Annotated in this window: 21 protein-coding genes and 1 riboswitch; of the genes, 12 read left to right on the forward strand and 9 right to left on the reverse strand. The window is 73.9% G+C overall.

Annotated features, from left to right (window positions below):
* Positions 1-30 precede the first annotated feature (30 nt).
* Both FB455_RS26390 and FB455_RS26395 read right to left on the reverse strand, forming a co-directional pair.
* Positions 31-2,328, reverse strand: a complete 2,298-nt coding sequence (locus FB455_RS26390; protein WP_145755157.1) for an ABC transporter permease — start codon at positions 2,326-2,328, stop codon at positions 31-33.
* A complete protein-coding gene (locus FB455_RS26395; RefSeq protein ID WP_145755158.1) occupies positions 2,325-2,999 on the reverse strand; it encodes an ABC transporter ATP-binding protein in 675 nt (224 codons plus the stop codon). Before FB455_RS26395 ends, FB455_RS26390 begins: the two co-directional genes overlap by 4 nt.
* A 187-nt stretch (positions 3,000-3,186) precedes the next feature.
* Between FB455_RS26395 and FB455_RS26400 the strand changes: the two genes are divergently transcribed.
* Complete coding sequence (locus FB455_RS26400; protein WP_145755159.1) at positions 3,187-4,449, forward strand: sensor histidine kinase; 1,263 nt, start codon at positions 3,187-3,189, stop codon at positions 4,447-4,449.
* Positions 4,446-5,114, forward strand: a complete 669-nt coding sequence (locus FB455_RS26405; protein WP_013286609.1) for a response regulator — start codon at positions 4,446-4,448, stop codon at positions 5,112-5,114. The genes FB455_RS26400 and FB455_RS26405 overlap by 4 nt, the downstream gene beginning before the upstream one ends.
* Positions 5,115-5,140: 26 nt before the next feature.
* On the opposite strand, the gene FB455_RS26410 is transcribed toward FB455_RS26405, so the two are convergent.
* The gene (locus FB455_RS26410; protein WP_013286610.1) at positions 5,141-5,470 is read right to left on the reverse strand and encodes a hypothetical protein; all 330 of its coding nucleotides are present in this window, start codon (positions 5,468-5,470) and stop codon (positions 5,141-5,143) included.
* Between the two features lie 135 nt (positions 5,471-5,605).
* On the opposite strand from FB455_RS26410, the gene FB455_RS26415 reads away from it, so the two are divergent.
* The 5 genes from FB455_RS26415 (at position 5,606) to FB455_RS26435 (ending at position 11,231) form a co-directional block, all read left to right on the forward strand.
* Entirely contained in the window at positions 5,606-6,337 is a 732-nt protein-coding gene (locus FB455_RS26415) for a histidine phosphatase family protein (protein WP_145755160.1), read from the forward strand.
* Positions 6,321-7,184, forward strand: coding sequence for an NAD(P)H-hydrate dehydratase (locus FB455_RS26420; RefSeq protein WP_145755161.1), 864 nt, complete (start codon positions 6,321-6,323; stop codon positions 7,182-7,184). The genes FB455_RS26415 and FB455_RS26420 overlap by 17 nt, the downstream gene beginning before the upstream one ends.
* A gap of 148 nt (positions 7,185-7,332) precedes the next feature.
* Complete coding sequence (locus FB455_RS26425) at positions 7,333-8,817, forward strand: S8 family peptidase (protein WP_145755162.1); 1,485 nt, start codon at positions 7,333-7,335, stop codon at positions 8,815-8,817.
* A gap of 106 nt (positions 8,818-8,923) precedes the next feature.
* Positions 8,924-9,424: a hemerythrin domain-containing protein gene (locus FB455_RS26430; RefSeq protein WP_047892399.1), complete on the forward strand. Its 501-nt coding sequence runs from the start codon at positions 8,924-8,926 to the stop codon at positions 9,422-9,424.
* A gap of 262 nt (positions 9,425-9,686) precedes the next feature.
* Positions 9,687-9,776: riboswitch (ZMP/ZTP riboswitch) on the forward strand.
* 18 nt (positions 9,777-9,794) lie between these two features.
* Positions 9,795-11,231 (forward strand): glycine hydroxymethyltransferase, encoded by a 1,437-nt coding sequence (locus tag FB455_RS26435; protein ID WP_013286616.1) that lies wholly within the window; start codon positions 9,795-9,797, stop codon positions 11,229-11,231.
* 66 nt (positions 11,232-11,297) lie between these two features.
* On the opposite strand, the gene FB455_RS26440 is transcribed toward FB455_RS26435, so the two are convergent.
* The 6 genes from FB455_RS26440 to FB455_RS26465 form a co-directional block, all read right to left on the reverse strand.
* Positions 11,298-11,549: a hypothetical protein gene (locus tag FB455_RS26440; protein WP_013286617.1), complete on the reverse strand. Its 252-nt coding sequence runs from the start codon at positions 11,547-11,549 to the stop codon at positions 11,298-11,300.
* Positions 11,550-11,576: 27 nt separating this feature from the next.
* A complete protein-coding gene (locus FB455_RS26445) occupies positions 11,577-12,920 on the reverse strand; it encodes an aminotransferase-like domain-containing protein (protein ID WP_145755163.1) in 1,344 nt (447 codons plus the stop codon).
* 1 nt (position 12,921) lies between these two features.
* On the reverse strand, positions 12,922-14,025 hold the full coding sequence (locus tag FB455_RS26450; RefSeq protein ID WP_145755164.1) for an alpha-hydroxy acid oxidase: 1,104 nt from the start codon (positions 14,023-14,025) through the stop codon (positions 12,922-12,924).
* Positions 14,018-14,992 (reverse strand): alpha/beta hydrolase, encoded by a 975-nt coding sequence (locus tag FB455_RS26455; protein ID WP_013286620.1) that lies wholly within the window; start codon positions 14,990-14,992, stop codon positions 14,018-14,020. Before FB455_RS26455 ends, FB455_RS26450 begins: the two co-directional genes overlap by 8 nt.
* The gene (locus FB455_RS26460; RefSeq protein ID WP_013286621.1) at positions 14,989-16,212 is read right to left on the reverse strand and encodes a cytochrome P450; all 1,224 of its coding nucleotides are present in this window, start codon (positions 16,210-16,212) and stop codon (positions 14,989-14,991) included. Before FB455_RS26460 ends, FB455_RS26455 begins: the two co-directional genes overlap by 4 nt.
* Before the next feature lie 66 nt (positions 16,213-16,278).
* Positions 16,279-17,589 (reverse strand): SGNH/GDSL hydrolase family protein, encoded by a 1,311-nt coding sequence (locus FB455_RS26465; protein WP_013286622.1) that lies wholly within the window; start codon positions 17,587-17,589, stop codon positions 16,279-16,281.
* A 285-nt stretch (positions 17,590-17,874) separates the two neighbouring features.
* Between FB455_RS26465 and FB455_RS26470 the strand changes: the two genes are divergently transcribed.
* The 5 genes from FB455_RS26470 to FB455_RS26490 all read left to right on the forward strand — a co-directional run bounded on the left by FB455_RS26470 (position 17,875) and on the right by FB455_RS26490 (position 22,490).
* A complete protein-coding gene (locus tag FB455_RS26470) occupies positions 17,875-19,437 on the forward strand; it encodes an AMP-binding protein (RefSeq protein ID WP_145755165.1) in 1,563 nt (520 codons plus the stop codon).
* On the forward strand, positions 19,434-20,654 hold the full coding sequence (locus FB455_RS26475) for an MFS transporter (protein ID WP_013286624.1): 1,221 nt from the start codon (positions 19,434-19,436) through the stop codon (positions 20,652-20,654). Before FB455_RS26470 ends, FB455_RS26475 begins: the two co-directional genes overlap by 4 nt.
* A gap of 92 nt (positions 20,655-20,746) precedes the next feature.
* Positions 20,747-21,139 carry an MmcQ/YjbR family DNA-binding protein gene (locus FB455_RS26480; protein ID WP_013286625.1) on the forward strand — a complete coding sequence of 131 codons (393 nt, stop codon included), beginning with the start codon at positions 20,747-20,749 and terminating at the stop codon, positions 21,137-21,139.
* Positions 21,136-21,768, forward strand: a complete 633-nt coding sequence (locus FB455_RS26485; RefSeq protein WP_145755166.1) for an HAD family hydrolase — start codon at positions 21,136-21,138, stop codon at positions 21,766-21,768. Before FB455_RS26480 ends, FB455_RS26485 begins: the two co-directional genes overlap by 4 nt.
* Before the next feature lie 41 nt (positions 21,769-21,809).
* Positions 21,810-22,490, forward strand: a complete 681-nt coding sequence (locus FB455_RS26490) for an SGNH/GDSL hydrolase family protein (RefSeq protein ID WP_013286627.1) — start codon at positions 21,810-21,812, stop codon at positions 22,488-22,490.
* Positions 22,491-23,020: the final 530 nt, after the last annotated feature.

The following is a 23,020-nucleotide window of genomic DNA, read 5'->3' on the forward strand; positions in this document are numbered from 1 at the left end:
CCACCGACACCCGCGACGCCGCCGGGCGCGCTACTCGCTCCGCAGTGCCGTCGCGGTCCGGGTCCGGGCCGCCCACCCGGCCGGCAGCAGCGCTCCGAGCAGTGCCGTCAGCGGCCCGCCCAGCGCCAGCGCCGCCAGGAGGACCGGCCCGTACACGTCGAGCAGACTCTCCGGCAGGTGCAGTCCGCCGTTGGCGGCCATCGCCGGGACGACGAGCCGTTGCATCGCCACACCCGCGGGTACGCCGAGCAGCCCGCCGACCAGACCGACGGCGGCGACCGAGGCGACCACCATCGCGATCGTCTGGCCCGGTGTCATGCCGAGCGCCTTGTGCACACCGAGATCGTGGACCCGGTCGCGCAGGTCGAGGACGAGCATGTTGAGCACGCCCAGCGCGGCCACCGCGAGGAGCAGCAGGGTCAGCGTGGCGGTCAGCCCCTCCACGACCAGCAGGAGCGGGTCGGTCTCCGCGCCGCTCGGCCGCGCGGTGAGGCCCCGGCCGGCGAGTGCGCCGGTCAGCGCCTGTGCATAGGCGCCGGAGTCGGTGTCCGGGGCGAGCGCGATCCGGTACTCGAACGGGTTCCGGCCGGTGGGCGTGGCGCTACCGGTGAACACCGCCATGGCGGACTCGAACACCTCGCCGACGACGCGCAGGCGTACCGGCGTGCCCTCGATCCGGACCGTGACGGTGTCGCCGATCCGGGCTCCGGTCGCGGTCAGCAGGGGTCCGCCGACGACGGCCTCGCCGGGTGCGGTGAACCAGCGTCCGGACACTATCTCGAAGCCGTCCCACGCCGCGTCGCCGGTGATCGTCGTGACGGAGACCGGGTCGGCGACGCCCGCGACGGCGCCCGGTGCCTGCGTGAGGCCGTACCTGGCGCGGGTGCCCGGCTGGGCGTCGATCGCCGCCAGCACCGCGGCCGGATCGGCGGTGGGAGCGGCGGCGGGCCCGGCGTCCGGGTCGCCGTTCACAGTGACGTCAGCGACGTCCTGGGTGAGCGCGGTCTGGATGCGCAGCAGCGACGCGGCGAGCCCGGTCGCGAACGTCACCGCCGCCGCGCCCGTCGCGACCGCCAGCAGGATCGCGACAGTGCGCGCCGGCCGCGCGAACGGGCGGGCCAGGCCGAGGCCCACCGGCCTGGCCACCGGCAGCCGCGCGGCCAGACGCAACGCCCACCGGCCCCGCGCCGGACCGGACGCCCGTCCGACCGCGATGGCGTCCACGGTACGGAGCCGGCCCGCCCTCAGCGCGGCCGTCCACGCGGTCAGCGTCACCACCGCCAGCACCCCGCCGGTGGCCAGCATCGTCACCCACCAGGCGATGGTGGTGTTCGCCGAGCCGTAGACCTGCTCGGTATCGGCTAGCACCGGCAGCGCGATCAGGTTCCCGGTGACCGTTCCGGCGACGGCACCCACGGCGGCCGGGAGCAGCGTCTGCGCGACGAAGGCGCGGACGATGCCCGCGGGGGTGCAGCCGAGCGCCTTGAGGATGCCGATCCGGCGGGTGGCGGCGCCGACCGTCCCGGCGACCACAGTGCCGACCACCAGCAGCGCCATCACGATGCCGAGCAGCGCGAACGCGACGAGGAACGGCACGAAGACGGCCGCGTCCTCGACGGCCTGCTGCCGCACGTCGAGCCAGGATCGGGCGCCGGTGACCGCGCCGGGGGGCAGCGCCGCGACCACGGCGTCCCGTCCGGCGCCGACCTCCGTCGCGGTGCGGGCGTCCGCGAACCGGTAGAGCATCTGGTACCCGTCCGCCGTGTCCGGCCCGTCGAGTCGGCCGACGGCGGACGGCAGCACCCAGGCACCGGCGGTGTCGCTGATCGACCGGGCCGTACCGACCACCGTGAACTCGCCGCCGCCCGGTGTGGTCAGGCGGGCCCCGGGCGGCAGGCGGACCGCTCCGCCGCTCAGCACGATCTCGTCCGGACCGGTCGGCCACCGCCCGCCGGCCAGCTCGATGCGGTCGACGGGGCCGCCCGGATCGGTGCGCGCGACGACTGTCAGCGGCGGTGTCCGCATCCCGCCGCGCTCCGTGAAGGCGACCACCAGCACCCGGTACGGACCGGCGGCGGCCACCACGCCCGGCGCCGAGGCCGACGCGGCGAGCTGTGGTTCCGTCACCGCACCGGAGTCCGCCCGCACGGTCAGGTGCGCTCCCCGCTGGGCGGCGAACGCGTCGTCGAAGGGCGCCTGCGACGCGACGAGCAGCCCGGCCCCGAGCACCGTGGCGGTCACGGCGGCGGCGGTGACCAGGCCGACGACGACTGTCTGCACCCGGCGGCGCCGTACGCCGGACCGGACGACCCGGCGCAGCCCGCTCACCGTCGCACCTCGATCCGGCCGTCGCGCAGGCGGATCGTACGGCCGGCGGACGCCTCGGCCAGCCGCAGGTCGTGGGTGACGAGCACGATGGTCTGGCCGCTCCGGTGCAGCTCGTCGAGCAGGCGCCGGACGTCCTCCCCGGAGGCGGTGTCCAGCGCGCCGGTCGGCTCGTCGGCCAGCAGGAGCGCGGGCCGGTTGATCAGGGCGCGGGCGACGGCGACGCGCTGCCGCTCACCGCCGGAGAGGCGTCCCGGGTACGCGTGCGCGTGCCGGGCGATGCCGAGCGAGTCCAGCAGGGAGGCGGCGTGTTCGCGCACCGCGCGGGCCGGTGCGCCGGCCAGCTGGGCGGGCAGCAGGACGTTGTCCAGCACTGTGAGGTCGTCGAGCAGGTTGAAGAACTGGAAGACCAGGCCCACGTGTGCGCGCCGGAACCGGGCCGACGCGGCCTCGCCCAGCTTCTCCAGCCGGGTGCCCGCGACGGTCACCGTGCCGGCGTCCGGCCGGTCCAGCGCGGCGAGCAGGTTGAGCAGTGTGGACTTCCCGCTGCCGGACGGGCCGAGCACCGCCACGCACTCGCCGGGCCGGACGGTCAGCGACACGTCGTGCAGCGCGGGCGGCCCCTCGCCGTATCGGCGGGTCACCCCGCGTACGTCGATCACCGGATCGGTCATGTGTCGCCCCTCGGGTCAGGCCTGTGGACTGGACGCCGTGACGTTAGGGGCGGGTCCGAGGCCTGGGCATCGGTCCGGCGACGCACCACCCGTACCGCCGGAGGCGGATCTTCGCCCGGGGTCATCCCTGCGATGTAGTCGCACTGCACACCGTGACCGATGCCCCGGCCGGCGTACGACGGCGAGAATGTGGCTCGTGAGAGGCATCGTGGCGACGGGACCGCTGCCGAGGCCGGGCTGGCGGGCGCTGCTGCTCGACGCGGCGCTGGCGGGTGCACTCGGGCTGGTGTGCTTCCAGGCCGCCACTGACGACGTCAGCGTCCCGCCCCCGCCGTTGCCGCCGCCACTGCCGCTGCCCCCGTTGGCGGTCCCGCCGGAGATGCAGCCCGCGCAGCCCGGGTCCACGCTCGGGGCACTGCTGCTGGTCTTCGTCATGTGCGCACCGCTGGTGCTGCGCCGCCGGTATCCGCTCGCGGTGCTCTGGGCGACGATGGCCGCCGCGTCACTGGTGCTGGTGACCGACGGGGAACGGCAGCCGGCCCTGTACCCGTGCGTGGTGCTGACCTGCCTCGTCGCCGTCTACAGCGCGGCGGCGCACAGCCCGTACCGGCTGCCGGCGCTGGTGTCCGTCCCGGCGGTGGCGCTGCTCGCCCTGGGCCTCCGGGAGCTGATGCCGGTCACGGTGTCCGCGGGCTACCTGCCGTTCGTCGTGCTGGCCCCGCTGGTGGCCGCCGCGGGCGGCCACCACGTGTGGCGGCGACGGGCGGGTGAGGACCGGCGGCGGCTCACCGCCGAGGCCCGCGCCCACGAGCAGGCGCTGCGCGACGCGGTCGCCGGTGAACGGGCCCGCATCGCCCGGGAACTGCACGACGTCGTGACGCATCACGTCAGCGTGATGGTCATCCAGGCCGGCGCCGCCCGGACGGTGCTCGCCGCCGCACCGGATCAGGCACGGGAGGCGCTGCTCGCCGTCGAGTCGACCGGCCGGTCCGCGCTCACCGAGCTGCGGCACGTCATGGGCCTGCTGGCCGAGTCCGAACCGGACGACCCGGAGGACCCGCAGCCCGGGATCGAGGGCCTGCCCGAGCTGATCGAACGCATGCGGGACGCCGGCGTGCCGGTACGGCTGACCATCTCCGGCGAGCGCCGGCCGGTCACCTCCGGTGTCGGGCTGACGGCGTACCGGGTGGTGCAGGAGGCGTTGACGAACATGGTCCGGCACGCGCCCGGCGCCGCCGGCACCGTCGTCGTCGAGTACTCGCCGGAGACCCTGCGGATCGAGGTCGGCAACACCGAGCCCGGCGTACCGGCCGCCACCGGGGTGTCGGGCGGGCGCGGCCTGATCGGGCTGCGGGAGCGCCTCGCCGTCTACGGTGGGACGTTGCGCGCCGGCGCCCGGCCGGGCGCCGGTTACCACGTCGAGGCCGTGATCCCGTGGGAGGCGACATGACGGTACGAGTGGTGGTCGCCGACGACCAGGCACTGGTCCGTACCGGGTTCCGCATGATCCTCACGGCCGGTGGGGTGGACGTGGTGGCCGAGGCGGCGACGGGCGCGGAGGCGGTGGACGCGGTCCGCCGCACCAGGCCCGACGTGGTGCTCATGGACGTGCGCATGCCCGAGCTCGACGGCCTCGAGGCCACCCGCCGCATCCTCACCGGGGCCGTCGCGGCGCCCCGGATCATCATCCTCACCACGTTCGACCTGGACCAGTACGTCTACGCCGCGCTCGCCGCCGGGGCGAGCGGCTTCCTGCTCAAGGACGTGACACCGGAACATCTGGTGGCGGCCGTACGCATGGTCCAGGACGGTGACGCGCTGCTCGCACCCGCCATCACCCGCCGGCTGGTGCGGCGCTTCGCCCGCCGCGACCCGCAGACGGCGACTGTGCACCGCGACCTGGCCACGCTGACCCGGCGCGAGACGGAGGTCCTGCGCCTGCTGGCCGGCGGCCTGAGCAACGCCGAACTCGCGGAGGCGCTGCACCTGTCCGAGGCGACTGTGAAGACCCACGTCGCCCGGATCCTCGCCAAACTCCGTCTGCGCGACCGGGTCCAGGCGGTGGTGGTCGCCTACGAGACGGGCCTCGTGAGTCCCGGTTCGCCGGAGGACTGACCGATCCGGCGACGGTCGTCACGTGCTCAGGTGATCAGCAGCGCGCCGACGACGATCAGCGGCACCGAGACGAACAGGAAGATGCCGACGCCGGTGAGCACCCGCCCGCCGCCGCCGTCCTCCCGCTCGGGCGCCAGGCCGAACGTGGAGCGGGCGGGCAGCATGCCGATGCGGCTCAGCGTGAGATCCCCGGTCATCCCGATCACGGCGCCGACGATCATGAACGCCACCCCCAGCCGGTGCGTGAAGTCCCCGCCGCCGACCGCCACCCAGATTCCGACCGCCGCCGCGATCACCACCGTGGCGATCAGGAAGAGCACCAGCGCCTCCCGCAGACCCCGCACCACAGTCGCCATGTGCGCCTCCCTCGGACCCGGACCGTCCGTCCCGCGTCGTGGGACATTGTGCCGGGTCGATGCACTGCGGCGCAGTCCCGCGCCGGGCCGGTCCGGCACGGTTATCCCCGGTCGAGCCCGGGTACCGGGAGCCGCATGGCGGAGTTGGGATCGCTCTGGATCGTCCGGCACGGCGAGAGCACGGCGAACGTGGCGGCCACGGCGGCCGAGACGTCCGGCGCCGAGCTGATCGACCTCAGCCACCGGGACGCGGACGTGCCGCTGTCACAGACCGGCGAGGAGCAGGCACGGGCGACCGCCCGCTGGCTGGCCGGGCTGCCGGAGTCGAGGCGGCCGGACGTGGCTGTGGTGTCGCCGTACCTGCGTGCGGTGCGCACGTCCGAGCTGGCGCTCGACGGCACCGGGATCCCGGCGAGCGTCGACGAGCGGCTGCGCGACCGGGAGCTGGGCATCCTCGACGGGCTCACCGGCCACGGCGTGACCCGGCGCTACCCGGAGGAGGCGCAGCGGCGTACCCGGCTCGGCAAGTTCTACTACCGCCCGCCCGGCGGCGAGTCCTGGACCGACGTGGCGCTGCGGCTGCGGGCGCTGCTCGGCGACCTGCGCCGCGACCACGAGGGGGGCCGGGTGCTGCTGTTCGGCCACGACGCGCTGGTCTTCCTGCTGCGCTACCTGGTGGAAGGGCTCACCGAGGCGGAGCTGATGGCGCTGACCCGCGAGCACGTGATCGCCAACTGCTCGGTCACCGCCTGGCACGCCGACGACGCCGGCCGGCTCGTGCCGGAGGTGTTCAACGACGTCGCCCACCTGCACCGGCAGGGGGCGAGGGCCACCAGGGAGGACGAGGTCAATGCCGAGCCGGTCTGACGTGATCACCCCCGCGCTGCTGCGGGACTGGGCGCTGCCGGTGCCCACCGGCGGCAAGGAGGCGCGCGGCACCGTGCTGGTGGTCGGCGGCTCCCGGTTCACCCCCGGCGCGGTGCTGCTGGCCGGGGTGGCCGCGCTGCGGGCCGGCGCCGGCGTGCTCCAGCTCGCCGCAGCCGAGTCGACTGCGGCGTCGCTGAGCATCCAGGTGCCGGAGGCGCTCGTGATCGGCCTGCCGGAGACCGGCGACGGCGCGGTCCGCGGCGACCCGGGCGACCTGCTCCGCGGCCTGGTCGCCGAGGCCGACGTGGTGGCGGTCGGACCCGGCCTCACGGACATCGAGGCCACCGGGGAACTGCTGCGCCTGGTCCTGGACGCGGCCGGCCGGGAGACCGCGCTGGTGCTCGACGCGTACGCGCTCGGCGCGCTCAGCCACGCGCCGGAGCTGCTGGCCGGGGCCGGCCGCAAGGCGGTGCTCACTCCCAACCTGACCGAGGCGCGGCACCTGCTGGGACGCGATCCGGGCGACGACCTGGACGCCGAAGCGGTGGAACTGGCCGGCCGGTACGACGCGGTCGTCTCGCTGTACGGGCACATCACGACGCCGGACGGCCGGGCCTGGCGCGAGGAGAGCGGGGACGCCGGACTGGGCACCTCGGGCAGCGGCGACGTGCGGGCCGGGCTGCTCGCAGGCCTGCTCTCCCGGGGCGCCGACCCGGCGCAGGCGGCCTGCTGGGCGGCGTTCGCGCACGCGGTGAGCGGGCAGCGGCTGGTCCCCCGGTACGGGCGGATCGGCTTCCTCGCCCGGGAACTGCTGGACGAGATCCCCTACACGATCGCCACCGTCTGACGATCCACGTCACCGGGATCCCGCCACGTGTAACACGCCGGGAGGCGGTGGCGCTGGTCCGGGCGAGGCCGGTACTTCGCCGTGCCTCCGCCCGGACCGCAGCCTGCTCAGGGGTGCGGTCCACCCGCACGAACCCCTGGGAGTCTGTGTGAACAACCTCCGTCGCAAGACACTCGCCGCGGCGTCGGCAGTGACGCTCGGCGCCGGGCTCGCCCTCGTCGGCGGCACGGCACCGGCCGCGGCCGTCGGACCGGAAACCTCGTACATCGTGCTCGCCCCGCAGGGCAACAGCACCGCCAAGGCCGCCGCCCGCGTGGCGGCCGCCGACGGCACCGTGGTGGCCGCGTACGACAAGATCGGTGTGCTGGTCGTGCGCTCGTCCGCCCCGGACTTCGCCACCCGGGTGGCGGGCGCCGGCGTCGAGTCGGTCGCCTCCACCGCCGGCCTGGGCACCGCCCTGGACGAGGGCGAGACGGTCGAGGTGCCGGCCGCCGCCGTCGCCGCGGCCACCGGCGACCCGACCGCCGAGCCGCTCTACAACCTGCAGTGGGACATGCCCCAGATCCGCGTCCCGCAGGCGCACGCCGTGACCGGCGGCAGCCCGTCGGTCGTGGTGGGTGTGCTGGACAGCGGCATCTCCAGCAGCCACCCGGACCTGGCGACCCAGATCGCCAAGGACAAGAGCGCCTCCTGTGTGGGCGGCGTCCCGAACACCGCCGAGGCCGCGTGGAACCCCACCACGAGCGACCACGGCACCCACGTGGCGGGCACCATCGCCGCCGCGGTCAACGGCGTCGGTGTCACCGGTGTCGCCCCGGGCGTGAAGGTCGCCGCCGTCAAGGTGGTCAACGACGACGGCTACATCTTCCCGGAGGCCGCGGTCTGCGGGTTCATGTGGGCCGCCGAGCACGGCTTCCAGCTCACCAACAACAGCTACTACATCGACCCGTGGGAGCTGAACTGCCGCAACGACGCGCGTCAGCGCCCGGTGTGGAAGGCCGTGCAGCGGGCCCTGCGCTACTCGCAGTCCCAGGGTGTGCTGCACGTCGCGTCGGCAGGTAACTCGAACTACGACCTGGCCCACAAGATCACCGACACCGGCAGCCCGAACAACGGCACGCCGGAGGAGCGCGAGAACCTCACCAACGCCTGCCTCGACCTGCCGGCCGAGGCGCCGGGCGTGGTGACCGTCGCCGCCGTCGGCCCGACCGGGGAGAAGAGCTACTACTCCTCGTACGGCCAGGGCGTGATCGACGTGACCGCGCCGGGTGGCGACACCCGGTTCCGGACGCAGGGCGCCCGCTCGACGTCCGCCGACGGCATCCTGTCCACCACCTTCAACACCGTCACCCGCACCAACGGGTGGGGCTACAAGCAGGGCACCTCGATGTCCGGCCCGCACGCCACCGGCGTCGCGGCGCTGGCGCTGTCCGCGCACCCGGGCATGAGCCCGGGCCAGCTGGCCTCGTTCCTGGAGCGCACGGCGGTGGCGAAGTCCTGCCCGTCGGGCGTCTACAACCCGGTGCCGCTGATCCCGGCGGGCCCGAACGCGTACGACGCGACCTGCTCCGGCGGGAACCGCAACGGGTTCTACGGCGCCGGCGTCGTGGACGCGTACAACGCGGTGAAGTAACAGGTACCCGCGTGGACCGGGCCCGGCGATCACGCCGGGCCCGGTCTGTTTGTCCTGGTGGGGCACCGGGTAGGGGGGCACCGTCAGCCGACTTAGGAGGTAACCGGTGTCCACCGATGCGATCGTCCTGCTCAAGGAGGACCACAAGGAGATCCGCCGCCTGTTCAAGGCCTTCCAGGAGGCCGAGGAGGGACCGGCGAGCAAGCGCGGGAAGATCGTCGGGCAGATCCTCGAAGCCCTCACGGTGCACACCTACCTGGAGAACGAGGTGATGTATCCGGAGGTCCGCAAGCTGGTGCCCGACGTCGAGGACGACGTCCTGGAGTCGTACGAGGAGCACCACGTCGCGGACGTGCTCTGCTTCGAGCTGTTCACGATGGACGCCGGCGACGAGCGCTTCAACGCCAAGACGACGGTGCTGATCGAGAACGTGCTGCACCACATCGAGGAGGAGGAGCAGGAGTGGTTCCCGAAGGTCCGCGAGGCGCTCGGCCGTAGCCCGCTCCAGGAGATCGGCCAGCGGATGCTCGACCTGCGGCCGAAGGCGCCCAAGACGCCGACCGCCCCGAAGGCGCTGAAGAAGTCGCTCGACGCCGTGGTCGCCTGACACCGGCACCGCCTTCAGCCGGTCCGGGATGATCTTGCCGGCGGCCACCTGGATCTTGTTGACCAGCGAGCCGGCGGCGACCTTGTGCCCCCCCTTCGTCAGCGCCTCGAACGCGTCCTCGGCCACCGTGGGTGGGTCGTCCGTGGGCCCCTGGCCGACCCGGGTGCCGGTCATGCCGGCCCGGTCGAAGAACTCCGTGTCGGCCGGGCCTCCCCGGGACGGGCGGCCCAACCCCGCAGGTCCCGGCCGGGCCGGTAGGATCGGCACAGGCCGTGACTGGCGCGTGGAGATGGAGCACCATCGGGGAGCGGCCTCGTCATGAGGACGCATGCCGAGCGCCTGGGCCTTCCGCACGTCACCTGGAGGTCGCATGTCGCGCAACGCCGAGTCCACCGCCTTCCGCAGCGCGCTGGAGGTCGTCCGCGGCGTCGAGCCGCGCGTGGCCGACGCCATCGCCGCGGAACTGGCCGACCAGCGCGAGTCGCTCAAGCTCATCGCCAGCGAGAACTACGCCTCCCCGGCGACGCTGCTGGCGATGGGCAACTGGTTCAGCGACAAGTACGCCGAGGGCACGGTCGGGCGCCGGTTCTACGCCGGCTGCCAGAACGTCGACACCGTCGAGGCGCTCGCCGCCGAGCACGCCCGGGAGCTGTTCGGCGCGTCCCACGCGTACGTGCAGCCGCACTCGGGCATCGACGCCAACCTGGTCGCGTTCTGGGCGATCCTCGCCGACCGGGTCGAGTCCCCCGCGCTGCGCAAGGCGCAGGCGCGGCAGGTCAACGACCTCACCGAGGCCGACTGGTTCGCGCTGCGCCGCGAGCTGGGCAACCAGCGGATGCTGGGCATGTCGCTGGACGCCGGCGGTCACCTCACCCACGGCTTCCGGCCGAACATCTCCGGCAAGATGTTCGACCAGCGCAGCTACGGCACCGACCCGGCCACCGGCCTGATCGACTACGACCGGGTGGCCGAGGCGGCCCGCGAGTTCAAGCCGCTGATCCTGGTCGCCGGTTACTCCGCGTACCCGCGGAAGGTCAACTTCCGGATCATGCGGGAGATCGCCGACTCGGTCGGCGCCACGTTCATGGTCGACATGGCCCACTTCGCCGGGCTGGTCGCCGGCAAGGTGTTCACCGGCGACTTCGACCCGGTGCCGCACGCGCACATCGTCACCACCACCACGCACAAGTCGCTGCGCGGCCCGCGCGGCGGCATGGTGCTCTGCGGGCCGGAGCTGGCCGACCAGGTCGACCGGGGCTGCCCGATGGTGCTCGGCGGGCCGCTGCCGCACGTGATGGCCGCCAAGGCGGTCGCGCTGGCCGAGGCACGCCGCCCCGACTTCGCCGACTACGCCCAGCGGATCGTGGACAACGCGCAGGCGCTGGCCGACGGTCTGCTGCGCCGGGGCGCGACGCTGGTCACCGGCGGCACCGACAACCACCTGGTGCTCATCGACGTGTCCGGGTACGGCCTCACCGGCCGGCAGGCCGAGCAGGCGCTGCTGGACTCGGGCATCGTCACCAACCGCAACTCGGTGCCGCAGGACCCGAACGGCGCCTGGTACACCTCCGGCATCCGCATCGGCACCCCGGCGCTGACCACCCGGGGCCTCGGCGCCGCCGAGATGGACGCCACCGCCGAGCTGATCCACACCGTGCTCAGCCAGACCACGCCCGGCACCGGCCCGGACGGCGCACCGTCGAAGGCGAAGTACGTGCTGGACCCGGCCGTCGCCGAGTCCGTCGGCAAGCAGGCCGCCGACCTGCTCACGCCGTTCCCGCTCTACCCGGCGGTCGACCTGGGCTGAGCGCCCGGCCGACACGAAGCGGCACCCCGGGAGAAGGAGTCTCCCGGGGTGCCGGCGGTTCAGGGGTCAGCGCAGCGGGCGCTTCAGGTGGTAGCGGTGGACCTCGGTGCTGCCCTGCACGTTGTTCACGTCCTCGGCGGCGGAGACCAGTTCCCAGCCCTCCCGGCCGACCCGGTTGAGGTGCGCGATCGCGGTGTCGCCGTATGCCGTCACGTCGGTGCGTGACCCGTCCGGGCCGTACCACACGAACGAGACGTGGAAATTGCGACCCTGACCCTGATACCGACGAACGAGCAACGCGTACTCCCAGGCAACCATTCGTCCATTATCAACAGAGGAACGGCGTCAGGAAACACGCACTGTGCCGGAACCCTGACACTCCGGCGTCACTCCGGCGGCCATGGTGTCCGTGACCAGCGCGGCGAGCCGGTCCAGACCCAGATCGATCGACTCCGGTGTGACGGCGCTCACCGACAGCCGCAGCGCATCAACCGGCGTGCCTGCGTCGTAGAAGTGCGCCATCGGGGTCCAGAGCACGCCGTACTCACGCGCCGAGCGGTGCAGCAGCGCGTCGTCGACGGCGAACGGCACGCTCACCACCACGAAGAACCCGCCCGCAGGCACGGTCCACGAGACCGGGCCGCCGGCCGGGAAGCGCCGGGCCAGGCCGTCGACCAGGTGGCGCAGGTTGCGGGCGTACGCGGCCCGCTCCCGCACGTTCGCGGCCACCAGCGAGCAGTCGTGCGCCAGCAGCGCGCCGCCGATCACCGCCTGGCTGATCGGCGACGTGTTCACGGTGACCATGCTCTTGATCTTCGCGAGGTGGTCGGCGAACGGGACGACAGCGCCGTCGGCCTCCCCCACTCGCTGGTCGGCGACCACGTAGCCGACCCGGGCGCCGGGCAGCACGGTCTTGGCGAACGAGCCGAGGTAGACCACCCGCCGGGCGGTGTCCAGCGCCTTGAGCGTGGGCCGCCGGTCGGTGCCGTCGGCCGGGAACAGACCGTACGGGTTGTCCTCGATCAGTAGCAGGTCCTCCTCGGCGGCCAGCTCCAGCAGCCGCCGCCGTTGCTCGGTGTCCATGCTGACGCCGGACGGGTTGGCGAAGTCGGGCATCACGTAGCAGCCGCGGGGCCGCAGCCCCTCCGCGTGGGCCCGGCGCACCCCGGCGCGCAGGTCGGCCAGGTCGACGCCGTCCGGCCCGCCGGCCACCGGGCGCACCGGCAGGTCGACCAGGCGGGCCGCGCCGGTGAGCCCGACGTACGTGGGCGCCACCGCGAACAGCACGTCGGCCGGGCCGGTCCGCAGCGCGCGCAGCACCAGGAACATCGCCTCCTGGCAGCCGACCGTCACCACGATCGACTCCGGGTCGACGGTGAGCCCCTCGTCCACGGCGAGGTGCCGGGCGATCAGGTGGTGCACGATGCCCTTGGTGCGCCCGTACTGCAGCAGCGTCCGGTCCACGCCGGCCCGGTCCAGCCCGACCTCCTCGGCCAGGTGGCGGCGGAAGCGGTCCAGGTGCGTGTGCAGCAGCGCGGAGTCGAAGAACTCCTCGTACGGCCGCCCGGCCGCCAGCGACACCGCGTCCGGGTAGTGCTGCGCCACCTCGTTGAGGAAGTTCATCGAGTTCAGCGCCGGGTCGCCGACGCTGCCGTGCAGCGCCGAGACGGCCAGGTCGACCGGTTCCACGTCAGCCTCCGATCCGGGTTCGCAGCCGCCGGGCCGAGGCCGGGTCGGGGCAGCCGCTGAGGATGAGCGCGTCGCGCAACTCCGCCGCGAGCAGCGCCAGCGCCGCCTCGGCGCCGGCCCGGCCGCCCGCCGCGAGCGCCCAGAGCAGCGGCCGTCCGAGCAGCACGCCGTCCGCGCCGAGCGCCAGCGCGCGCAGCACGTCGACGCCGCCGCGGACGCCGCTGTCCAGCAGCACCGCGCACCGCTGGTCGACCGCCGCGACCACCTCCGGCAGCACGGCCGCACTGGCCGGGGCGGCGTCGAGCTGCCGTCCGCCGTGGTTGGAGACCACCACGGCGTCGACGCCGGCGTCCGCCGCGCGGACCGCGTCGCGCGGGTCCAGGATGCCCTTGACGAGCAACGGCACCCGGGTACGCGCGCGCAGCCACTCCAGGTCCGCCCAGCTCAACGCCGGGGCGAAGACCGCGCCGGTGTGCACGGCCACCGCCGAGACGCCGGGCGTGCCCTGATGCGCCAGGTCGTCCCGGCCGCCGGGCAGGTTCGCGGCGGTGACGTGCGGCGGCAACGCGAAGCCGTTGTGCGCGTCGCGCAGGCGCCGCCCGAGCACCGGCACGTCCACGGTCACCATCACCGCCGCGCAGCCGGCCGCCTCCGCCCGGTCGAGCAGGTCGGCCACCAGCGCCCGGTCGCGCAGCCAGTAGAGCTGGAACCACACCGTCGCACCGGTCGCCGCGATCTCTTCGATCGGGGTGCTCGCCAGCGTGCTGGCCACGTACGGCACGCCCGCCGCGCGGGCCGCCGCCGCGAGCGCCGGCTCGCCGTCGGGGTGCAGCAGCCGCTGGTACGCCATCGGTGCGACAGCCACCGGCAACGCGGCCCGGCCGCCGGGCAGCGTCGCCTCGGTGGACGGGTCGTCCACCCCGGCCAGCATCCGGGGCAGCACCGCCACCCGGTCCAGCGCGGCCCGGTTCGCCGCAAGGGCGGTCTCGGTGCCGCTGCCGCCGTCGACGAAGTCCCACACGTCGGCCGGCAGGACCGCCCGGGCGAGCGCGGCGAACTCGGCCAGGCTGGCCGGTGGCACGAACCCGTCCGCCGGGTCAGCCATGGTCGGCACCCGTCGCCGCCCGGGCGTGCGCCGGGTCGAGCCCGAACGCGCGGCGCAGGAAGGCGGCGGCGCGTTCCTGGGCCAGCCGGCCGGCGTCGAACACGCCGGGCATGGCGAAGAACCCGTGCACCATGCCCGGGTGGTCGTCCGTCTCGGTGGGCACACCGGACTCGCGCAGCCGAGACGCGTACCGCAGGCCCTCGTCACGCAGCGGATCGTGCCCGGCGGTGATCACGAACGCCGGGGGCAGGCCGGACAGGTCCTCGGCGAGCAGCGGCGACGCGAGCGGGTGGGCCGCGTCGCCGGGGTCGGCGAGGTAGTGGCCGCGGTACCAGCCGACCGAGTGCCTGTTGAACAGCATCGGGTCCTCGTCGTCGGCCGGCCGGTGCCCGGGCCGCTGGTCGGTGTTCGGGTAGACGAGCAACTGGGCGGCGAGCCGGGGACCGCCGTCGGCGCGGGCCAGCAGCGTCACCGCGGCGGCCAGGTTCCCGCCCGCGCTGTCCCCGCCGACAGCCAGCCGGTCGGCGTCGACGCGGAACTCGGCGGCGTGCGCGGCGAGGTGCCGCAACGCGGCATGGCAGTCCTCCACCGCTGCCGGGAACGGGTGCTCCGGGGCGAGCCGGTAGCCGACGGTCACGGTCTGGGCGCCGGTGAGGTTGACCAGCCGACGGCAGATCCCGTCGGCCGTGTCGACGCTGCCGAGCGTCCAGCCGCCGCCGAAGAAGTAGACGAGCGTGGGCAGCGGTCCGTCGCCGTCCGGCCGGTGGATCCGCACCGGCAGCGGCCCGGCCGGGCCGGGCACCGTCGTGTCGCGTACCTCCGCGACCGGCTCGACCGCGCCGGAGCCGGCGCGGATCGCGGCGAGGTCGGCGGCGCGGGCCTCGGCGAGGGTCTGGGTGTAGAGCGGCACGGTGCCGGCGGCGGCCCTCGCGGCCCGCCACGCGACCACCTGCGGATCGAGTGTCATCCGGCCTCCCCGGTGGTGACGAAGAGTTTGTCGATACCGCGCAGGAACAGGCTCCCGCTGTACGTGTAGGGCTGGGTGACGGCGAGCCGGGGGAAGCGCGCGAACAGGCGCGGCAGCGCCAGCCGGCCCTCCAGCCGGGACACCGCCGAGCCGAGACAGAAGTGCAGCCCGACGCCGAAGGCCAGCGACGGCGGGCCGTCGCGGCGCGGGTCGAAGCGGTCCGGGTCGGGGAACCGGGCCGGGTCACGGTTGGCGGCGGCGATCAGCAGCAGCACGTTGTCGTCGCGGTCGATCGGCACCCCGCCGAGGTCGACGCCTGCGGGCGCGGAGCGGGCCAGGAAGTGCACCGGGCTCTCCATCCGCAGCACCTCCTCCACGCAGCCCCGGGCGAGCGCGTCGTCGCCGGGCAGAGCGGCGGTGACGTCCGGATGGTCCAGCAGCAGCGGAAGGCCGTTGCTGAACATGTAGACGGTGGTGACGAAGCTGGCGTTGAACAGCACGATCAGATTGCTGATCAACTCATCCTCGGTGAGGTCGACGCCGCCCGCGTCGAGCACCTCCGCCAGCCCGCTGATCAGGTCGTGGCCGGGCGTACGGCGCCGGTGGGCGATCAGGTCCCGGTAGAGGACGCGCAACTCCTCGGCGGCCTGGTTGGCCCGGGCCAGCCGCTCCGGCGTCTTGCCGGACACGTCCATGTACTCGTCGATCCAGTCGACCCGCTGCCGGTACCAGGACAGGTCCGCCGCGGGCAGGCCGATGAACTCGGCCATCACCAGCGCCGGGACCGGGTACGCGAAGTCGGCCACGAAGTCCACCTCGTGGCCGTCCGCGCCCACCTCGGCCATGTGATCCAGGCGTTCGGCGACGATCCGCTCGATCACCGGCTCCAGCGCGCCGAGGCGGCGCGGGGTGAACGTCCTGGCGAACACCGCGCGCATCCGGGTGTGGTCCGGCGGGTTGACGAACATCATCGACGTGAGGAACGTACGCAGGATCTCCTGCTCCTCCCAGCCGGGCGGGAAGCCCTTGTACCAGCCGGGATCACGCAGGATCTGGTCCACCACGTCGTACCCGCCGGCCACCGCGCTCACGGTGCTGTGCTCGGCCCGGGCCGGAACGGCGTTGATCGGCCCGTGCTCGTGCAGGGCCGCGTAGAAGGGATACGGGTTCTGCCGGCCCTGCTCGCTGTAGAGGCCGGTCAGGATCTCGCTGACGTCCACTGTCTCTTCCTCCCCAGGAAACGGCGGCGGGGGCGGCGTCGTGTCGACCGCCGCCCCCGCCCGGTGTCACAGTCCGAGCAGCTTCAGTGGTACGGCGTTCGCCATCACCGCGGCGCCCGTGTCGTTCGGGTGGATGTGGTCACCCGAGTCGTACGCCGGCAGCAGCCGGCTCGGCTGGGCCGGATCCCGCATCACCGCGTCGAAGTCGACGACGCCGTCGAACTCGGCGCGGCCGGGCCCGCGCAGCCAGGTGTTGACGGCCTGCCGGGTGGCGTCCTTCTCCGGGGTCCACACGCCCGGCCCGCCATTGCCCTCGTACGGCATGAGCGTGCCGGCGATGCTGGTCAGGCCGCGCGCCTTGACCTGCTGGTTGAGCTGGCGCAGCGTGGCGATGATCGCCTCCGGGCTGTCGCCGTTCATCCAGATGTCGTTGATGCCCAGGTGGGTGATGACGGTCCGCACCCCGGTCTGCGGGAACACGTCCTCGTTGAGCCGGGCCAGCGCGTTCGGGCCCAGCTCGTAGTAGCCGGGGAAACCGCCCGCGCCGGGCTCGGTGCCCTCGTGGTTGAGCCGGTTGCCGGCCAGGCTGAGGTTGAGCACACCCGGGGTACGCGGCTCCGGGCGGGCGTCGATCAGCCGCTTGGCCAGGAAGTCCGGCCAGCGGCGGTCGGCGTTGACGGTGCTGCCGTTGCCGTCGCTGATGGAGTCACCCAGCACCACCACGGAGCCGGGCGTGGCCTTGCGCTCCACGTCGATGCCGGACAGGAACATCCAGCAGCAGTTGGGCCGGATGGTGAAGCCGGTGCCGTCGGCCGCCGAGGTGAGGTCGGTGGCGCCGATGAAGTTGGTGACCTTGGACTGACCGTGGAACGTGACCGGCCCGGTGAGCACCGGGAAGTACAGGGTGACCACCAGGTCCTCCTGCTCGGTCACCGGGAAGTTGACCGGGTCGCTGAGCAGTTCGGCGCCCTTGTTGATGGTCGCCGTGCCGGCGCCGGAGAACGTCAGCTGCCGGATGCTGGCCGGGACGATGTCGGACAGGTCATCGGGGGTGGCGGTGTTCGGCCGGGCGATGGTGGCGCTGCCGACCTGGACGGCCTGCTGGCCGTAGAGGTTGGTCAGCCGCACCCGCAGGCGCGGCCCGCCCACCGAGGTCTGCACGGTCATCCGAATGCTCTGGTTGTTCAGGCCGGTCTCGGTCAGGCCCACGGTGTTCCCGCGGGTCACCGCCGCGGCCCAGGTTCCGGCCCACTCGGCGCGCCCGTGCCCGGCGCGGTCGTTCCCGGTCGGGCCGGCGCTCGCGGTGACCGCCGGGGTGGCGGCGATCAGCAGCGTTACGGCGGAAGCTATGACGTGCCATCTCTTCGGGGTCGGCATCGATCCTCCATGGTCGGCAGCCCCGGGCGTGACGCGGTCGGCGGCACCGGCCCGGGCGATGGACCGGAAACTAGCTTCCGGCCGTGACGAGCGTCAATCAACCTGATCGACATGATCAAATGCCCGGGGGGCGTGACGCAGCGACGATCGGCTCTGTCCGGCGTGGACCGCGGCTGCCTAGGCTCGGGGCTGGCGGCGGTGCGGTCGCCGACCCTGGCACCTGCCGTCATGTCCCGGCCCTGACCTGGCCGGACGCCGCTCGCGGACCATGATGGGGGCTGCCCGATGACCGACCGGCCGAACTATGTGCACGAGGCGCTGGAGCTGTTCGCCGGGTTCGGCGACCGGGAGGCGCTCGTCGGCGGCGGACGCCGCCTCACCTACCCCCAGGTCGCCGCGCAGGTGCGCGGCCTGGCCGCCGCGTTGCGCCACCACGGGGTACGCCCCGGCGCGGCGGTGCTGGTGATGCTCGGCAACACGGTCGAGGGTCCGCTGCTGCAACTGGCCCTGCACCTGCTGGGCTGCCGGAGCATGTGGGTGGCCCCGGTGACCTCGCGGCGGGAGGTCGACGAGTTCGTCGCGCTGTCCGCGCCGGAGGCGTTCGTCCACGACCCGCGTGACGCGCAGGCGGTGGAGGTCGCGGCGGGCCTGTCCGGCGTACCGGTGCTCTGCCTCGGACCCGGCGGCGCCGGACCGGACCTGACCGCCGGGGCCGCCGGGCCGGCCGCGGAGCTGCCCGCCGAGGTACCGGCGCCGGAGTCGATCCTGCAGACCAGCGGCACCACCGGCACGCCGAAGCTGGTGCACCACCGGGAGAGCTTCTACCGGCAGGTGCTCGCGCTCGCCGCCGACTTCCGGGGCGCCGGGTTCCCGCTGCTGCGGCACCTGTCGCACTCCCCGATGTGGCTGGCCAGCGGCCAGATCACCACGTTGATCAACCTGTTCACCGGCGGGGTGCTGTTCCTGCGCGAACAGTGGGATCCGGCCGCGTTCGTCGCCACAGTGGACGCCGAACGGCTGACCTCCACGTTCGTCACCCCGCCGATGCTCTACGAGGTGCTCGACCACCCCGACCTGCCGGGCGCCGACTTCTCCGCGATGTTCATGTTCAACGTGGGCGCCGGGCCCGCCGCGCCGGCCCGGCTGCGCCAGGCCATCGCCCGCTTCGGCCCGTGCCTGCGCATCGTGTACGGGCTCAGCGAGGCGGTGGTCATCTGCGCGCTGCCCGGGCTCACCGAGGACCCGGAGCACCCGGAGCGGCTGCGTTCCTGCGGCCGCCCGTACGGCGACGTGTCGGTGGAGATCCGCGACGCGGGCGGGCGGGTGCTGCCGGCCGGCGAGGACGGCGAGGTGTGGGTGCGTACCAAGCTGAGCTTCGCCGGCTACCACGGTCAGCCGGAGCTGACCGCCGAGACGCTCGTCGACGGCTGGGTCCGCACCCGCGACATCGGGCACCTCGACGCCGACGGCTACCTCTACCTGGTCGACCGGTTACAGGACCGGATCCTCACCCGGCAGCGCAGCTGGCCGATCTACTCCCGCCCGATCGAGGACGTGCTCGCCGGCCACCCCGAGGTACGCGCCGCCGCCGTGATCGGCGTACCGGACCCGGTGGCCGGGGAGCTGCCGCACGCGTACGTGGTGCCCGCGCCGGGCGCGTCGGTGACCGGAGAGGAGCTGATCGCGCTCGTGATCCGGGAGCTGAGCGAGACGTGGGCGCCCGGCGCCGTCGAGTTCGTCGACGCGCTGCCGCTGAACCGGTCCGCGAAGGTGGACAAGCGCGCCTTGCGGGCCCGGTACGCGGCGGCCCACCCGGCCGGTGCCGACCCGATCGGCAGTCCGGCGTGAACCCGCGCCGGGAGTTGTACACCCTGGTCGGCGCCGACCTGCTGTCCAACCTCGGCACCCGGATCTCGGTGGTCGCCATCCCCTGGCTCGTGCTGGAGACCACCGGCAGTCCCACCAAGATGGGGCTCGTCGCGGCGGCGGAGACGCTTCCGTACATGCTCTCCAGCGCGCTCGCGACCCCGTGGGCGGACCGGTTCGGGGTACGCCGTACCTCGGTGTTCGTGGACGCCGCGAGCGCCGTCGCGATGGCCGTGGTGGCGCTGGCGCCCTGGCTCGGCTTCGGCACGCTGCTGGTGCTGGTGGCGATCGCCGGCGGGCTGCGCGGCATCGGCGACCGGGTCAAGCACGTGTTGTTCAAACCCGCGGCCGAGCGGGCCGGGGTGCCGCTGATCCGGCTCACCAGCGCCTACGACGGCCTGGCCCGGGGCATGACGCTGTTCGGCGCGGTGCTCGGCGGGCTGCTCATCGACTGGGTCGGGCTGACCCGGGCCATCTGGATCGACGCGGCCACGTTCGCGGTCTGCGCGCTGCTGATCGGCGTGCTGGTCCGGCCGCCCGCACCGGCGCAACCGGCACCCCGGGAGCCCTACCTGCGGGCGCTGCGCGGCGGCTTCGCGTACCTGCGCACCGACCGGACGCTGATGACCATGCTGATCGTGGTCTCGGTGTCGAACATGTTCGCCAACGCCAGCGTCGCGGTCTGGATCCCGCTCTGGGTCAACCAGGTGCTCGGCGACCCGGCCGGATTCGGTCTGCTGCTGGGCGTCTTCTCGGCCGGCGCGCTGCTGGGCAACCTGCTGTTCACGATGTTCGGCACCCGGCTGCCGGCCGGGACCACGTTCGCGCTCGGGCTGACGCTCAGCGGCGCACCCCGGCTGCTCGCGCTGGCGCTCAGCGACGACCTGGTCGTGGTGCTCGTGGTGACGTTCCTGTCCGGCATCGGCATCGCGGCGGTGAACCCGCTGCTCGGCGCCGCGCTCTACCAGCGGGTGCCGGGCGAGCTGCAGACCCGGGTGCTGGGCATCTCCGGATCGGTGGCGTTCCTCGGCCTGCCCGTCGGCGCGCTGCTCGGCGGCTGGTCGGTGGCGCTGCTCGACCTGACCCCGGCGCTGCTGGTGATGTCGGTGGTCTGCCTGGTGCTGACCGTGGGGCCACTGCTGCTGAGCCGCGCGTCCCGGCGCCCGGCCGCGGAACCTGCCGCGCCCACGCCGGTCTGAGCCCGCCGGTCTGAGCCCGCCGGTCCGGGCCCGCCGGTCCGGGCCCGCCGGTCCGGGCCGCGGTGTCGGGGGTCGGCGGTAGGGTCGGGGCCATGGCGACCTGGGAAGACGTGCGGCGCATCGCGCTGGGCCTGCCCGAGACCACCGAACGACCCACGTACGACGAGGCGCCCGCCTGGCGGGTCCGCGACAAGTCGTTCGTCTGGGAGCGGCCGCTGCGGCGCGGCGAACTCGATGCGCTCGGCGACGCCGCGCCGGACGGCCCGATCCTCGGCGCGCGGGTGCCCGACCTGGGCGCCAAGGAGGCGCTGATCGCCGACGACCCGGCTGTCTACTTCACCACGCCGCACTTCGACGGATACCCGGCGGTGCTGGTCCGGCTCGACCGGATCGGCGTGGACGAGCTGACCGAGCTGGTCACCGAGGCGTGGTACGCGCGGGCCCCGAAGCGGCTCGCCACGGCGCACCGGGCGGAGAACGCGTGACCGGCCCGGTGGACGCGATCGTGTTCGACATGGACGGCACGCTCGTCGAGTCGCACGCGGTGGTGCCCGCGGCGTACCGGGCGGCGGTGCGGGCCGGAGGCGGGCCGTCGTACACCGACGCCGAGGTCATCGCCGGCTACTCGATCGGCTCCCCGGCGGACCTGCTGGCGCACCTGCTGCGGCGGCCCGCCTCCGGCGAGGACCTGGACCGCTACCACACCGAGCTGGATGCGCTCGCCGGCCGGGTACGCGTCTACCCCGGCGTCGCCGACGCGCTCGCCGAGATCGCCGCCCGGGTGCCGGTCGGCGTGTTCACCGGCGCGAGCCACCGGGCCGCCGAGATCCTGCTCGACCGGGCGGGCCTGCTCGGTCACTTCGAGGTCGTCCTCGGCGGGGACCAGGTCGACCGCCCCAAACCGGCGCCCGACGGCGTGGAGGCGGCCTGCCGTCGGCTCGGCGTGCCACCCGGCCGCGCCGCGTACGTGGGTGACTCACCACTGGACGTACGCGCCGCCCGGCGCAGCGGCGCGGTCGCGGTCGCCGCCGCGTGGGGTCACCAGTACGACCCCGACGAGCCCGCCGACCTCAGCCTGAGCCGGCCCGGGGAGCTGCTGGCCCTGCTGCGCTGAGCCTCTTTCCCGGCGTGGGACGCTCGGCTAGCCTGCCGGGCATGCCATCGACGTTGACCGAGGCGACCGACCCGTGGTGCCTGCGTCCGGGAGAGGCCGCCGACCTGCTGCGCGGGCACCCGTGGCGGCGGTTCGTGGTGCTGGGTGACAGCGTCGCGGAAGGACTGTGCGAACCCGCCGACGGCTACCCCGACCTCCAGTGGGCCGACCGGATCGCCGCCGAGCTGCGCGCGATCCGGCCGGAGCTGGCCTACCTGAACCTGGGCCGGCGCGGACTGCGCGCGCACGAGGTCCGGGCCACCCAACTGGCCGGCGCGCTGGCCTTCGAGCCGGACCTGGCCCTGGTGGTGTGCGGCGGCAACGACGCGTTCCGGTCCGCCTACGACCCGGACGCTGTCGACGCCGAGCTGACCGCCATGATCACCGCGCTACGGGAGGCGGGCGCGGACGTCATCACCGTGGGCATGTTCGACGTGTCGCACAGCCCGGCGGTGCCGGACGCGCTGCGCGCGGGCCTGGGCGAGCGGATGCGGCGGCTGTCCCGGCACACCCGCGCGGTGGCCGAGTGCCTGGGCACACTGCACGTTCACCTGACCGACCACCCGCTGGTGGCCGACCCGTCGCTGTACAGCAGCGACGGCCGCCACGGCAGCGCCCGCAGCGACGCGGTAGCCACCGCCGAAACCCTGAAGGTCCTCTCCACCCACCTCCCCCACCCCTGACCCACCCTCCCCCCGGCTCCGCGCCCTGCCCTGCCCTGCCCTGCCCTGCCCTGCCCTGCCCTGCCCTGCCCTGCCCTGCCCCGCCCCGCCCCGCCCGCCCGCCCGCCCGCCCGCCCGCCCGCCCCGACGATCATGAAGTTGACCGCACTCTGCGTCCGTTTTGTCGCCGCTAACTTCATGATCAGCGGGATCAGAGGGCCGAGGGCCGACCTGCGGGCCGGATCCACCTTGTTGACCAAGGAGTTTGGGTCGCTGACACCTCCTCGTGAGGACACAAACTCCTTGATCAACGCGCCGGGGCGGACCGGAGAGGCGGAAGACGAGACGAAGAGGCCGGACGGGCGGCCGACCCCGACCCGGCCCAACCCAATCCGCCGATCATGAAGTTGGCGGCGCTGAGCGTCCGATTTGTTCCCGTCAACTTCATGATCAGCGGGGATGCTCCTATAGAAGTCAAGCGGTGTTGAGGGTGGTGAAGTCGGCGAGGAGGGCGGTGTGGATCTCGCGGACGATGTAGCGCTTGAGGCAGC

Source organism: Micromonospora sp. CNZ296 (assembly GCF_007827635.1).

Bases quoted from the DNA above. Each gene is read 5' to 3' on its own strand.
- FB455_RS26465 (WP_013286622.1), bottom strand. From the start codon at position 17,589: ATGCCGACCCCGAAGAGATGGCACGTCATAGCTTCCGCCGTAACGCTG.
- FB455_RS26440 (WP_013286617.1), bottom strand. From the start codon at position 11,549: ATGGTTGCCTGGGAGTACGCGTTGCTCGTTCGTCGGTATCAGGGTCAG.
- FB455_RS26490 (WP_013286627.1), top strand. From the start codon at position 21,810: ATGCCATCGACGTTGACCGAGGCGACCGACCCGTGGTGCCTGCGTCCG.
- FB455_RS26415 (WP_145755160.1), top strand. From the start codon at position 5,606: ATGGCGGAGTTGGGATCGCTCTGGATCGTCCGGCACGGCGAGAGCACG.
- FB455_RS26395 (WP_145755158.1), bottom strand. From the start codon at position 2,999: ATGACCGATCCGGTGATCGACGTACGCGGGGTGACCCGCCGATACGGC.
- FB455_RS26400 (WP_145755159.1), top strand. From the start codon at position 3,187: ATGTGGCTCGTGAGAGGCATCGTGGCGACGGGACCGCTGCCGAGGCCG.
- FB455_RS26410 (WP_013286610.1), bottom strand. From the start codon at position 5,470: ATGGCGACTGTGGTGCGGGGTCTGCGGGAGGCGCTGGTGCTCTTCCTG.
- FB455_RS26480 (WP_013286625.1), top strand. From the start codon at position 20,747: ATGGCGACCTGGGAAGACGTGCGGCGCATCGCGCTGGGCCTGCCCGAG.
- FB455_RS26405 (WP_013286609.1), top strand. From the start codon at position 4,446: ATGACGGTACGAGTGGTGGTCGCCGACGACCAGGCACTGGTCCGTACC.
- FB455_RS26470 (WP_145755165.1), top strand. From the start codon at position 17,875: ATGACCGACCGGCCGAACTATGTGCACGAGGCGCTGGAGCTGTTCGCC.
- FB455_RS26455 (WP_013286620.1), bottom strand. From the start codon at position 14,992: ATGACACTCGATCCGCAGGTGGTCGCGTGGCGGGCCGCGAGGGCCGCC.
- FB455_RS26420 (WP_145755161.1), top strand. From the start codon at position 6,321: ATGCCGAGCCGGTCTGACGTGATCACCCCCGCGCTGCTGCGGGACTGG.
- FB455_RS26450 (WP_145755164.1), bottom strand. From the start codon at position 14,025: ATGGCTGACCCGGCGGACGGGTTCGTGCCACCGGCCAGCCTGGCCGAG.
- FB455_RS26435 (WP_013286616.1), top strand. From the start codon at position 9,795: ATGTCGCGCAACGCCGAGTCCACCGCCTTCCGCAGCGCGCTGGAGGTC.